The organism is Geodermatophilus sp. TF02-6 (assembly GCF_003319115.1).
GTDB lineage: Bacteria > Actinomycetota > Actinomycetes > Mycobacteriales > Geodermatophilaceae > Geodermatophilus.
On sequence record NZ_QOHF01000001.1, the window covers coordinates 156,558 to 169,611 of the forward strand.

Annotated in this window: 12 protein-coding genes; 3 read left to right on the forward strand and 9 right to left on the reverse strand. The window is 73.8% G+C overall.

The window, feature by feature from the left end; translation table 11 throughout:
- Positions 1–75: 75 nt before the first annotated feature.
- From DQ238_RS00745 to DQ238_RS00785, 9 genes are all read right to left on the reverse strand, one after another.
- Positions 76–1,263, reverse strand: a complete 1,188-nt coding sequence (locus DQ238_RS00745) for an NAD(P)/FAD-dependent oxidoreductase (protein ID WP_158550669.1) — start codon at positions 1,261–1,263, stop codon at positions 76–78.
- A 14-nt stretch (positions 1,264–1,277) separates the two neighbouring features.
- Positions 1,278–2,078 carry an enoyl-CoA hydratase/isomerase family protein gene (locus tag DQ238_RS00750; protein WP_199506045.1) on the reverse strand — a complete coding sequence of 267 codons (801 nt, stop codon included), beginning with the start codon at positions 2,076–2,078 and terminating at the stop codon, positions 1,278–1,280.
- Positions 2,071–2,907, reverse strand: a complete 837-nt coding sequence (locus tag DQ238_RS00755; protein ID WP_113779390.1) for an amidohydrolase family protein — start codon at positions 2,905–2,907, stop codon at positions 2,071–2,073. Before DQ238_RS00755 ends, DQ238_RS00750 begins: the two co-directional genes overlap by 8 nt.
- Positions 2,904–3,686 carry an SDR family NAD(P)-dependent oxidoreductase gene (locus DQ238_RS00760; protein ID WP_233495605.1) on the reverse strand — a complete coding sequence of 261 codons (783 nt, stop codon included), beginning with the start codon at positions 3,684–3,686 and terminating at the stop codon, positions 2,904–2,906. Before DQ238_RS00760 ends, DQ238_RS00755 begins: the two co-directional genes overlap by 4 nt.
- A complete protein-coding gene (locus DQ238_RS00765; RefSeq protein ID WP_199506046.1) occupies positions 3,674–4,951 on the reverse strand; it encodes a CaiB/BaiF CoA-transferase family protein in 1,278 nt (425 codons plus the stop codon). The genes DQ238_RS00760 and DQ238_RS00765 overlap by 13 nt, the downstream gene beginning before the upstream one ends.
- Positions 4,948–6,474, reverse strand: a complete 1,527-nt coding sequence (locus tag DQ238_RS00770) for an aldehyde dehydrogenase family protein (RefSeq protein WP_113779392.1) — start codon at positions 6,472–6,474, stop codon at positions 4,948–4,950. The genes DQ238_RS00765 and DQ238_RS00770 overlap by 4 nt, the downstream gene beginning before the upstream one ends.
- A 1-nt stretch (position 6,475) precedes the next feature.
- Entirely contained in the window at positions 6,476–7,411 is a 936-nt protein-coding gene (locus DQ238_RS00775; RefSeq protein WP_113779393.1) for a CoA ester lyase, read from the reverse strand.
- A gap of 55 nt (positions 7,412–7,466) precedes the next feature.
- The gene (locus tag DQ238_RS00780) at positions 7,467–9,125 is read right to left on the reverse strand and encodes an AMP-binding protein (protein ID WP_113779394.1); all 1,659 of its coding nucleotides are present in this window, start codon (positions 9,123–9,125) and stop codon (positions 7,467–7,469) included.
- A gap of 135 nt (positions 9,126–9,260) precedes the next feature.
- Entirely contained in the window at positions 9,261–9,473 is a 213-nt protein-coding gene (locus tag DQ238_RS00785; RefSeq protein WP_113779395.1) for a ferredoxin, read from the reverse strand.
- 112 nt (positions 9,474–9,585) lie between these two features.
- Here DQ238_RS00785 and DQ238_RS00790 point away from each other — a divergent pair, with 112 nt between their 5' ends.
- The 3 genes from DQ238_RS00790 (at position 9,586) to DQ238_RS00800 (ending at position 13,043) form a co-directional block, all read left to right on the forward strand.
- A complete protein-coding gene (locus DQ238_RS00790) occupies positions 9,586–10,863 on the forward strand; it encodes a cytochrome P450 (RefSeq protein ID WP_113779396.1) in 1,278 nt (425 codons plus the stop codon).
- Positions 10,864–10,948: 85 nt separating this feature from the next.
- On the forward strand, positions 10,949–11,776 hold the full coding sequence (locus tag DQ238_RS00795; RefSeq protein WP_305037548.1) for a mycofactocin-coupled SDR family oxidoreductase: 828 nt from the start codon (positions 10,949–10,951) through the stop codon (positions 11,774–11,776).
- A gap of 10 nt (positions 11,777–11,786) precedes the next feature.
- Positions 11,787–13,043, forward strand: a complete 1,257-nt coding sequence (locus DQ238_RS00800; RefSeq protein WP_113779398.1) for a cytochrome P450 — start codon at positions 11,787–11,789, stop codon at positions 13,041–13,043.
- The last annotated feature ends 11 nt before the right edge of the window (positions 13,044–13,054 follow it).

The window sequence follows — 13,054 nt, forward strand, 5'->3', positions numbered from 1 at the left end:
ACCCCCTGCGCCCGCCCGGCCCCGTCCAGGGCACCGCCCCGAGCGCGCGAGGGGTGGGGAGGACGGGGTCCTCCTTCAGGCGGCGGCGAGGGCCTCGTCCCAGGTGACGCCGGCGCCGAGCAGCTTGCGGAACGCGATGGTGGGCCGCACCGCCCCGAACCCGACGACCCCCTGCAGGAGGCCGTCCCCGCCGGTCAGGGCCACGAAGTCGCCCGTCAGGTCGCCGTGCACCACCCGCAGCTCGTCCTGGGGACGCACCCGGCCGAAGACCTGCAGCCGCCCGTCGAGCTGCTCGGTCCACACGTAGGGCACCGCCTCGTGCACGGTCGGCGACCCGGTCAGGTTGGCCGCGGCGACCGTGGCCGTCTCCACGGCGTTGGTCCAGTGCTCGACCCGGACGTCCTCGCCGTAGCGCGGGTGGTACCAGCGGGCGACGTCGCCGACGGCGTACACGCCCTCGGCGCCGCGCGCGGCCAGGTGCTCGTCGCACACCACGCCGTCGCGCAGGTCCAGCCCCGACCCGGTCAGCCAGCCGGTCTCCGGCGCCGCGCCCAGGCCCAGGACGACGACGTCGGCGGGCAGGGCCGACCCGTCGGTCAGCCGGACCGCGCTCACCCGCTCGGCGCCCTCGATGCCGGCGACCCCGGCGCCCAGGTGCAGGGCGACCCCCGCCGCGGCGTGCCGCCGGGTGAGGGCGGCGCCGACCTCCGGGCCCAGCCCGCGCACCATCAACGTCGGCAGCGGCTCGACGACGGCCACCTCCCGCCCGAGCCGGTGCAGCGTCCAGGCCACCTCGGCGCCGATGAACCCGCCGCCCACGACCACGACCCGGGCGCCGTCGGCGCCCGCCGCCCGGATCGCGGCGGCGTCGGCGGCGCCGCGCAGCTGGTACACGCCCGGCCGCGGCTCGAGGCCGGGCACCGACCGCGGTGTCGACCCGGTGGCGACCACCAGGGCGTCGAAGGGCAGCTCGTCGCCGCCGTGCAGCAGCACCCGGCGCGCGTCCAGGTCGAGGTCGGTGGCCCGTGCGGTCACCAGCCGCACGTCCAGGCCGGCGAGGTCGGCGGCGGAGACCAGCGGGGGCGCGGGAGTCGCGGGGTCGGCGAGGAACTTCTTCGACAGCGGGGGGCGGTCGGTGGCCACGCCGTCCTCGGCGCCCGGTTCGGCGCCCACGAGCACGACCTCGTCGGTGCTCCCCCGCCGGCGCAGCGCCTGCACGGTCCGGACGCCGGCCAGCGAGGCCCCCACCACCACGATCCGCACGTCGTCCCTCCCGCTCAGGCGTCCGGCGGCGGGAACCGCGGGCGGCGCTTCTCCAGGAACGCCTGGGCGCCCTCGGCCATGTCGGGGCTGCCGATGGCCTGCACGAGCATGCCCAGGCCGGTCGTGAAGGAGTCCCGGGCGGCGTTCCACCAGACGTTGGAGCTGACCTTGGCGATCTCCAGGTAGCGCGGGGAGAGGGCGGCCAGCTCGGCGACCAGCGCGTCGACCGCGCCCACCAGCTCGTCGTCGGGGACGACGGTGTTGACCAGGCCCAGCTCCAGCGCCTGGGCGGCGGTGTAGCGGCGGCAGAGGAAGGCCATCTCCTTGGCCCGCTTCTCGCCGATCTGCACCCCGAGCACGTTGGTGGCACCGGTGACCGGGGCGCTGCCCACCCGCGGGCCGGTCTGTCCGAAGGTCGCCGACTGCGCGGCGATGGCCAGGTCGCAGGCGATCACCAGCTCGTTGCCGCCGCCGGCGGCCGGGCCGTTGACCGCGGCGATCACCGGCCGCGGGTGGTTGCGGACCGCGTCGAACAGGCGCAGCGAGCCGCGGTAGAGCCCGCGCATGGTGGTGACGTCGGGCTCGGAGAGGGTGCCCAGCGCCCCGCCGGCGCAGAAGCTGCCCGGCACCCCGGTGATCACCACCGCCCGGCTCCGGGTGCTGCCGTCGAGGGCCGCGACGAGCGCCTCGGCCATCTGCGGGTCGTAGGCGTTGCGCCGGTCGGGCCGGTTGAGCGTGATCCAGGTGGCGTCCCCGCGCTGGTCGACCAGGACGTCGTCCCCGAGGGTGGGGCCCCCCGCGGCCGGCTCAGCCACGCGGGGCCTCCTCCGCGACGAGCGGGCCGGGGGTGGGCGCGCCGAGGTCCCAGCCCATGAGCCGGGCGAAGTTGCCGCCGAGGATGCCGGCGGTGGTCTGCTCGTCGTAGCCGAGCCCCCGGACCGCGGCGATCTCCCGGCCCGGGTCGGCCATCGGCCAGTCCGAGCCGAACACGATCCGGTCGGCGCCGTGCCGGTCGACGATCGCGCGGACCCGCTCGGGCGCCAGCTCGGCCATCGTCGGCGGCCAGGAGGTCTCCAGGTGCACGTCCTCGCCGAGCAGCTCCTCCTCGGCCTCCTCCAGCCGGTGGTAGCCGCCGAAGTGGCAGGCGACCAGCCGCAGGTCGGGGAAGCGCCGGACGATGTCGCGGACCATCCGCGGCGTGGCCCGCTCGTTGCTCTCGGCGTCCCCGCCCCGGCCGACGTGCGCGATGACGGCGATGTCCGAGCCGAACGCCTCCAGCAGCTCCCACACCCGGGGGTCGTCGTAGGCGAACCCCTGGAACAGCGAGTGCAGCTTCACCCCGGGGATGCCGTTGCGGCGCAGCGAGGCGAGGTTGTCCTCGACCGGCAGGTCGGGGTGCACGGTGCCGAAGCCGTACAGCGGCCCACCGCGGGAGCGGGCCACGAACCGGTTGACGCCGTCGACGTACTTGGCGGTGTCGGCGATGCCCAGCAGGACGCCGCGGTCGACGCCGGCCCGCTCGAGCACGCCGGGCAGGGAGGAGATCTTCCCGTCGCCGACCCGGGGCAGCTGCGGCACCCGCGGCCCGAGGGCGCGCTCGGCGATGGCGTCGGGCCACGCGTGGCAGTGCACGTCGATGATCACGGCTGCCCTCCGTCGACGGTGATGATGGAACCGGTGGTGAACGACGACCAGTCGCCGGCCAGGTACAGCGCCGTCCCGACGACCTCGGCCGGCTGACCGCCCCGGCGCAGCGCGAAGGTCGCCGCCCGCCGGGCGAAGGCGTCCATGTCCCAGGCGGCGGACACGTCGGTGAGGAAGGTGCCGCACATGATCGCGTTGACCCGCACCGTGGGTCCGAACGCGTGCGCCAGGCCGACGGTCACCGCGTTGAGCCCGGCCTTGGCCGCGGCGTAGGGCACCACGTCGGCCCGCGGCCGGGCCGCCGCGGCGCTGGACACGTTGATGATCGAACCGCCGTCCCCGGCGGCCATCCGGGTGCCGATCAGCGCGGCCAACCGGAACGGGCCCTTGAGGTTGACCCCGATCACCTTGTCGAACAGCGCCTCGCTGACGTCGGCGACGGTGTCGTAGCGCGGCGACATCCCGGCGTTGTTGACCAGCACGTCGACCTGCCCGAACTCGGCGTAGGCGGCGTCCACGAGCCCGTCGAGGGCGTCCCAGCGGCCCACGTGCGCCGACACCGGCAGGGCACGCCGGCCGGTGGTCTCGCGCACCTCGGCGGCCGCCTTCTCGCAGCTGTCCAGGTCCCGGCTGGCGATGACCACGTCGGCGCCGGCGGCGGCCAGGCCGAGCACCATCTCCCGCCCCAGCCCCCGGCTGCCGCCGGTGACCAGCGCGACCTTGCCCGCCAGGTCGACGGAGGGGCCGGGTCGGCGCCCCGGCCCGGTCACTCCGCCCACGCCGAGCTCAGCGTCCTGGCCGGCTTCGCGTCGCCGGTAGCGGAGGCGACGACGCCGTCGAGCGCGGCGATCTCGGCCGGCGACATCCCCAGGAGGTCGGCCAGGACGGCGTCGGTGTGCTCGCCGATCGCCGGGACGCCGCCGTAGAGCGGGCCGGCGTAGCTGCCCATGTGCAGCACCGGACCGGGCACGAGCACCCGGCCCAGCGCCGTCCCGGTGAGCTCGACCAGCGTGCGCTCGAGGAAGTGCGGGTCGGCGACGATGTCGCGGGCGTCGTTGACCGGGGCGGCGACGACCTCGTGCGCCTCGAGGTCGGCCAGCACCTCGTCGCGGGGCCGCTGGGCCACCCACGCCTTGACGTGCTCCTGCAGCTCGTCGTTGTTGGCCATGCGGGCGACGTTCGTGGCGAACTTCGGGTCGTCCGTGAACTCCGGGCGGCCCATCGCCTCGAACAGCCGCAGCGCGATGGTCTGGTTGGACGCCGCGATGGACAGCCACCCGCCGTCGGCGGCCTGGTAGATGCCGCGGGGGGACGCCGCACCCGAGCCGTTGCCCACCCGCTGCTGGACGTGGCCGGTGGCGGTGTAGTTGAGCACCAGGTCGCCGAGGATGAACATGAGCGGCTCGTACAGCGCCACGTCGACGACGTCCCCGCGGCCGGTGCGCGAGCGGTTGAACAGCGCCGTCGTCGTCCCGAACGCCGCCGACAGGCCGGCGATGGAGTCGGCGAAGCCGAACGGTGGCGACGTCGGCGGGGTGTCCGGCCAGCCGTTGACGTAGGCGTACCCGCTGGCGGTCTCGGCGACCGTGCCGAAGCCCGGCCGCTGCCGGTAGGGCCCGGTCTGCCCGAACCCGGACACCCGGGCGAGCACCAGCCCCGGGTTGTCGGCGGACAGGACGTCGTAGCCCAGCCCCCAGTCCTCCAGCCGGCCGGGCCGGAAGGACTCCACGACGACGTCGACCCGGGCGGCCAGCCGGCGGACCAGGTCGCGCCCCTCCGGCCGGCGCAGGTCGATGCCGATCGACTCCTTGCCCGCGTTGAGCCGGGCGAAGCCGATGGAGAGCCCCTCGTGGTGCGGGGTCCACTGGCGGGCGAAGTCGCCGGTCCCCGGGTCCTCGACCTTGACCACCCGCGCGCCGAAGTCCCGCAGCATCCGCCCCGCGGTCGGCGCGGCGTACATGGTGCCCAATTCCAGGACGGTGACCCCCGCCAACGGCGGGGCGCCTCCTGCGGTGCCGGTCATCGTCTCCCCCTGCCCGGTCACGGCCGCCACTGCACGTGCTGCGGCTCGAGGTACTCGCGGATGCCCCACTCGCCGATCTCCCGGCCGACCCCGGAGAGCCCGAAGCCGCCGAAGGGCGCGTCGGGGCGCATGTTGCCGCCGCCGTTGACCCACACCGTCCCGGCGCGGATCCGCGCGGCCAGTGCCCGGCCGTGCTCCACGTCGGGGGTGTAGACGTTGGCCGCCAGCCCGTAGGCGGTGTCGTTGGCCAGCCGGACCGCCTCCTCCTCGGTGGCGAAGGGGACGACGACGCCGACCGGCCCGAACACCTCGTTCTGCACCAGCCGGTTGTCGTGCGGCAGGCCGGCGAAGACCACGGGGTTGACGAAGTACCCCCGGTCCGGCACCGGCGCGTCCAGGGAGAGCACGATCTCGCCGCCGTCGGCCAGCGCGTCGTCGATGAACCCCTGGACCCGGGCCCGGTGGTCCTCGCGGATCATCGGCCCGATGTTGACGCCGCGGTCCCAGGGGTCGCCGACCTTGAGCGCGGTGAACGCGTCCTTGGACGCGGCGAGGAACTCGTCGACCAGGCTCTCGTGCACCAGCATCCGGGCCAGCGCGGCGCAGCCCTGGCCGCCGTTGCGGGCCCAGCGCAGGTGGATGTCGCGGGCCAGCCCGGCGGCGTCCACGCCGGGCAGCAGGATGTTCGGCGACTTGCCGCCGAGCTCCAGGGTGACGCCCTTCAACCCGCGGGCGGCCTGCTCCATGATCCGGGCGCCGACCGCGTCCGACCCGGTGAAGGACACCCGGTCGACGCCGGGGTGGGTGGTCAGGTGCTGCCCGACGGACGGCCCGTCGCCGATCACGACGTTGAGGACGCCGTCGGGGATGCCCGCCTCGCGGAAGAGCTCGCCCATCCACAGCGTGGTCAGCGGCGTGCGCGGGGAGGGCAGCAGCACCGCGGTGCACCCGGCGGCGAGGGCGGCGCCGAACTTGAAGACCGCCAGGTTGATCGGGTAGTTGTAGCCGGTGATGCAGGCCACCACGCCGGCCGGCCGGTAGGCCACCTCGGAGTAGCTGAGCACCGGGTCGTGCCAGGCGCCGAGCTGCACGGTGCGGTCGACCAGCGCCGCCTCGGCCTGCCAGCGCAGGTGGGCGATCCCCAGCTTCACCTGCATGACCTCGGCGAAGGCGGCGGGGGTGCCGACCTCGTTGACGATCGAGGCGGTCAGCCGCTCGGTGTGGGCCGCGAAGACGTCGGCGAGCCGGGAGATCGCCGCGCTGCGCTCCTGCGGGCTGGCCGCCGCCCAGGCCGGGAACGCCCGCCGGGCGGCGGCGACGGCCCGGTCCACCTGCTCGATCGTGGCGGTGGGCACGGTCGCGGTCACCTGCTCGGTGGCCGGGTTGACCGCCTCGACGGCCGGCCCCTCGCCGGGGACCAGCCGGCCGTCGACGAGCAGCTCGCGGGTGCCGGGGACCCAGGTCCGCAGGTCGGTGCCGGTGGTGTCGGTGCTGGTCGTGTCGGTGCTGGTCGTGTCGGTGTTGGCCGTGTCGGTGCCGGTCATGTCAGTGGCCCCCTTCGGGTGCGTCGATGCCGAGCGCGTCTGCCGGCGCCGGACCGCCGCCGCCGGGCAGGGCGCGGGCGTGGGCCAGCCACTCGCGGGCGGTGTCGACGTGCGCCTTGTCGATGTGCACGCCGCGGTAGCGGACCGCGCCGGACCCCTCGGCCGCGGCGCGCTCGTAGGCGGCGACGAGGCCTTCGTGGAAGGCGACGTCCTCGGCCGACGGGGTGAAGGCGTCGTTGACCACCGGCACGTGGCCGGGGTGGATGACGACCATGCCGCGGAAGCCGAGCTGGCGGCCGTGCTCGGCGAACGCCGCGAGCCCGGCCAGGTCGTCCAGCCGCTCCCACAGCCCGGTGAGCGGGTGGATGCCGGCCTCCCGGCAGGCCAGCAGGACGCGGCTGCGCAGGTAGAGGGTCTCCTCCCCCTCCGGCGTCCACCGGTAGCCGACCGCGCGGGCGATGTCGGCGTGCTCGGCGGTCGGCCCGATCATCGCGCCCACCCGCGGGGAGGCCTGCGCGATCTCCCGGGCGTCCTGGATGGCGCCGATCGTCTCGACCGGGACGATGTACTCCAGGCCGGAGACGCCGTTGCGGTCCTCGAAGTGGTCCAGCAGCGCGTCGTAGCGGAGGACGTCGGTGGCCGCGCCCACCTTGGGTGCGAAGACGCCGGTCAACCCGGGGACGACGACGGCCTCGAGGTCCGCGCCGGTCGTCCGGGTGTCCAGCGGGTTGACCCGGACGAACAGCCCGACCCGGGGCTCCGCCCGGCGGACCGCCCGGATCGAGTCGGCCACGGTCCGCCGCGCCCCCTCCTTGAGGTCGGCGGGCACCGAGTCCTCGAGGTCGAGCACGACGCAGTCGGCGCCGGCGGACAGCGCCTTGTCGACCCAGGCCGGCTTGTGGCCGGGGACGAAGAGGACGGTGCGGTACGGGACCATCAGCGGCGCTCCACCGTCAGCAGCCGGGCAGCGGGGCGGTCCACGACCCTGCCCCTCAGCGGGCGCCGGCCGGCGCCGGGGCGGCCAGCCGGTCGTGGGTGTCCGCGGTGACCCCGGCCGCCCGCAGCTGCGCCTTCTGCACCTTCTCCGAGGGTGTCTTGGGCAGCGCGTCGACGAACCGCAGGAACCGGGGGGTGGCGAAGGCGGGGATCCGGCCCTCGCACCAGGCCCACAGCTCGGCGGGGTCGACGGAGCGGTCGGTGACGACGTAGGCCATGACCTCGTCCTCACCGGCCTCGGACTCGGCGGCGACGGCGACGACGGCGCACTCGACCACGGCGTCGTGGCCGAGCAGCCCCTGCTCCACCTCGTAGGAGCTGATGTTCTCCCCGCGCCGGCGCAGCGCGTCCTTGTACCGGTCGACGAAGTAGAACCAGCCGTCGGCGTCCCGGCGCAGCGCGTCGCCGGTGTGGAACCACAGGTTGCGCCAGGCCTCGACGGTCTTCTCCGGCATGCCGAAGTACCCCAGCGAGCAGGTCCACGGGTGCCGCGGGCGGACGACGAGCTCGCCCACCTCGCCGACCGGCACCTCGCGGTCGGTGTCGGGGTCGACCAGCCGGACGTCGAACCAGTCGGCGGCCTGCAGCCCGGCGGCCCCGGCGGGCCGGTCCTCGCCGTAGGGCGACAGGATCGGCGCGCTGGTCTCGGTCAGCCCGAAGACCTCGGTGAACGCCTCGATGGCGAACCGCTCCTTGAAGCCGGCGAGGATCGAGGTCGCCGTGGGCGCCGCGAAGACCGTGCGCAGCACGTTGTCGGCGTCGTCCGGGCGGGCCGGGGACTTCCAGATGAAGTCCATCATCACGCCGATGAGGTTGGTGGCCGTGACGCCGGAGGCGCGCAGGTGGTCGACCCAGCGGCTGGCGGAGAAGCGCGGCCGGCAGACCAGCCGGGCGCCGGCGATGAGCGCCGGGTAGGCGGCCATGAACTGGGCGTTGCCGTGGAACAGCGGCGTGCAGGTGAAGTAGACGTCGTCCGGGGTCAGCCGCTGCAGGCTGACCACCTCCTGGCCGAAGAAGTACATCTGCGCGTGCGGCATGGCCACGCCCTTGGAGGGCCCGGTCGTCCCGGAGGTGAAGAAGATCGAAGCCAGCGCGTGGGGTGGCGGCGGGTCCGAGCGCGCCCCCGGCCGGGCGCCGCGGGCCAGCTCCTCCCACGGCTCGGCCGTCCAGCCGGCGTCCCGCAGCAGCCGCAGGGCCTCGGCCCGGCTGCCGGTGTCGACGACCCAGAACGCCTCGACGACCCGCGCGGACTCGCCGAGGACGACGAACTTGGCCGCCTGCACGTCGTCGACCACCGCCCACCGCGGAGCCGCGGTGACCAGCTGGTGTTCCAGGAAGACGCCCTCGTAGGCGGTGTTGACCGGCACCTCGACCGTGCCGCCGACGCCCGTGCCCAGCCAGGTCCGCAGGAACTGGGAGGAGTTGGCGGCCATGACCAGGACGCGGTCCCCCGGGGCGGCACCCGCCTCGGCCAGCCGGTCGGCGACCGACTCGGCCTGCTGCAGCGACTCGGCGTAGGTGAGGGTGAGCCCCTCCTCCGGCAGGTCGAGGAAGACCGCGTCCGGGCGGGAGGCGGCCTGGTGCCGCAGCACCGCGGCCAGCGTCCAGTCCCCCTGGTCGTGGAAGGCGGGTACCAGCTCCGTGTAGGTCCGCATGGGCCCCTCCTGTTCGCGAGCTGTCCCCGCCCAACTATCCATGCACATGTTTCGCATGGACCCCCGGGACGTCAAGCACTTCGGCGGGTGCGGCGACGGACGGCCCGGGGGAGCAGCCCACGCCCGCCGCGGGGGTCAGACGTCGGCGGGCTCGGAGTCGTGCACGCTGATCGCCCGCTCGGGACAGCTGTCGGCCGCCAGCTGGGCGTCGGCCTCGAGCTCGGCCGGCACCGGGTCCACCTGGACGATGGCGTGGCCGTCCTCCTCGTCCAGCGCGAAGACGTCCGGAGCGGTCATGTGGCAGACGCCGTGCCCCTGGCAGACGTCCAGGTCGACAGAGACGCGCATCGCTCCCCCTCGGGTCGGCCGCGCCCGGGGCGCACCCGAGCGTTGACAGGTCCAAAACAGGATAAGCATCATCACACATGATCGAGGCCACGGAGACGAGCGAGGACCACTCATGACCGCTGAGCGCCGCTGCCCGGTCGTCCACTTCGACCACCACTCGCAGGAGCACGCCGACGACCCGGCCGGGGCCTACCGCCGGCTGCGGACCACCTCCCCGGTCGCCTGGAGCGACGCCCACGGCGGCTTCTGGGTGCTGTCGAGCTACGACGCGGTCTTCGAGGCCGCGCGCGACGACGACGTCTTCTCCTCGCAGCGGCTGGACCAGTACGGCGGCCCGGGGCTGTCGGTGGTCATCCCGAAGACGCCCATGCACAAGCACATCCCGATCGAGCTCGACCCGCCGGAGTTCCGCAGCTTCCGCAAGGTGGTCAACCCGATCGCCTCCCCCGCCGCGGTGGAGAAGGTCGAGGACATGATCGTCAAGTGGACGACGTGGTTCATCGACGAGCTCATCGAGAGCGGTGACGCCGACCTCGCCCAGGTCATCGGCGTCCCGTCGATCGTCACCATCGACTGGCTGGGCCTGCCGGTCGAGCACTGGCAGGTCTACGCCCGGTCGCACCAGGCCACGCTGGCCGAGCCCACCGACAGCCCGGTCTACAAGCAGGCCGTCGAGGTCGACCTGCCGTGGTGCTCCGAGCAGATGCGCGAGACCATCTCCGCCCGCAAGGCCGAGCCGCGCGACGACGTCATCAGCTACCTGGTGCACTCCGAGGTCGACGGGCGGCCGATCACCGAGGAGGAGACCTTCTCCATCGTCGAGCTGCTCATCAGCGGCGGCGTGGGGACGACGGCCTCGCTGGTGAGCCAGACGCTCGTGTGGCTCTACCAGCACCCCGACGTCCGCCAGGAGCTGATCGACGACCCCTCCTTGGTCGACCGGGCGCTGGAGGAGTTCCTGCGCTACTTCTCCCCCACGCAGGCGCTGGCCCGCACCGTGATCGGGGAGACCGAGTTCCACGGCTGCCCGGTCTCGGTGGGCGACCGCGCGCTGCTGTCGTGGTCCTCGGCGAACCGGGACCAGACCCAGTTCGACGACCCCGACGAGGTGGACATCCACCGCTGGCCGAACCGGCACCTGGCCTTCGGCGTCGGCATCCACCGCTGCGCGGGTTCTCACCTGGGCAAGCGGATGGCCAAGGAGATGCTGCGTCAGGTGCTCGAGCGCATGCCCGACTACGTCGTGGACGTGTCGGCGCTGAAGCGCTATCCCCGGCAGGGGGTCAACACCGGGTGGCAGCGCATCCCGGCCACCTTCACCCCGGGGAAGCGCCGGCTGCCGCCGGGCGCGGTGCCCGAGGGCGTCTCGGCGGCGGCCGCGCGCTCCTGACCGCACGACCACCCGACTAGACACAGCCACCCGACTAGAGCAGCCCGAGCGAGCAACCTGGAGGGGATCGACCATGGCAGGACGCATGGCAGGCAAGGTCGCGTTCGTCACCGGCGCCGCGCGCGGGCAGGGGCGCAGCCACGCGGTCCGGCTGGCCCAGGAGGGCGCCGACATCATCGCGGTCGACATCTGCGCCGACATCGACACGGTGACGCCGTACTACCCGCTGGCCACCGAGGAGGAGCTGGCCGAGACGGTCAAGGAGGTCGAGGCGCTCGACCGGCGGATCGTGGCGCGGAAGGCCGACGTCCGCGACCTGGCCGGGCTGCAGGCCGCCTTCGACGCGGGCCTGGCCGAGCTGGGCCGCGTCGACACCGTCGTCGCCAACGCCGGCATCGCCACCTACGGCCGGGCGTGGGAGCTCACCGGCGAGCAGTGGAAGGACATGATCGACGTCAACCTGACCGGCGTCTTCCACACGGCCAAGGTGGCGATCCCGGCGATGATCGAGGCCGGCCGCGGCGGCTCGATCCTGTTCACCAGCTCCATCGGTGGTCTCAAGGGGATCCAGAACGTCGGGCACTACGTCGCCTGCAAGCACGGCATCGTCGGCCTGATGCGGACCCTGGCCAACGAGCTGGGGCCGTACTCGATCCGGGTCAACACCATCCACCCGACCAACGTCGACACCATCATGATCCAGAACCCCGGCACCTGGGCGATGTTCTCCCCCGGCGACCCGGAGCCCAGCCAGGAGAAGGCGATGCCGGGGTTCCTGTCGCTGAACACGCTGCCCGTGCCCTGGGTCGAGCCGGTCGACATCAGCAACGCGGTGCTCTTCCTGGCCAGCGACGAGGCCCGCTACGTCACCGGCGTGACCTTCCCGGTCGACGCCGGCGCCTACGTCAAGTGAGGACGGTCCGATGACCACGCTGAACCCCCCGACGCCGGACATCCTCTCGCCGGAGTTCATCGACGACCCGTACCCCTTCCACCGGGTGCTGCGCGACCACCACCCGGCCGTCTACCACGAGGCCACGCAGAGCTGGTTGATCAGCCGCTACGCCGACGTCGCCGGCGCGTTCCGGAACCCGGCCTTCTCCAGCCGCAACTACGACTGGCAGCTCGAGCCGATCCACGGGCGGACGATCCTGCAGATGGAGGGCAAGGAGCACGCCACCCACCGGGCGCTGCTCAACCCGTTCTTCCGGGGCAAGGGGCTGGAGGCCTTTCTGCCGGTCATCACGCGCAACGCCGCGGAGCTGGTGGACGGGGTGGTGCGGCGGGCCGGCGGCGAGCTGATCGACGGCATCGCCGGCCGTGGCCGGGCCGACCTGGTCGCCGAGTTCACGACGTGGTTCCCGATCAACGTCATGGTCGACATGCTCGGCCTGCCCAGGAGCGACCACGAGCGGTTCCACCGCTGGTACCACTCGATCATGGCGCACCTGAACAACCTCGCCGGCGACCCGGCGGTCACCGCCCGGGCCGACCAGACGCGCGAGGAGCTGCGCGAGTACGTGCTGCCGATCATCCGCGAGCGCCGCGACGGGGACGGCGACGACCTGCTCTCCCGCCTGTGCCGCGCCGAGGTCGACGGTCAGCGGATGTCCGACGAGGAGATCAAGGCGTTCGTCAGCCTGCTCCTGGTCGCCGGTGGCGAGACCACCGACAAGGCGATCGCCAGCATGGTCCGCCAGCTCCTCGACCACCCCGAGCAGATGGCCGAGGTGCGGGCCGACCGGAGCCTGGCCGACGCCGTCATCGCCGAGACGCTGCGGCACTCCGGCCCGGTGCACATGATCATGCGCCAGACCGAGGAGGAGGTGGAGGTCTCCGGGACGACGATCCCGGCCGGCGCCACCTGCATCCTGATGCTCGCTGCGGCCAACCGCGACGAGCGGCACTTCCGCGACCCGGACACCTTCGACGTCCACCGGCCCGACCTCGACGTGGCGAAGGCGTTCAGCGGCGCGGCCAACCACGTCCAGTTCATCCTGGGCCGGCACTTCTGCGTCGGCTCGCTGCTGGCCCGCACCGAGATGACCGTCGCGCTCGACCTCGTCCTCGACCGGCTGCCGAACCTCCGGTACCAGGAGGGCTTCGTCCCGCACGAGGCGGGCCTCTACACCCGCAGCGTCCCCCGCCTGCTGGTCGAGTTCGACGCCTCGGCCGGCTGACGTCGGCCGGT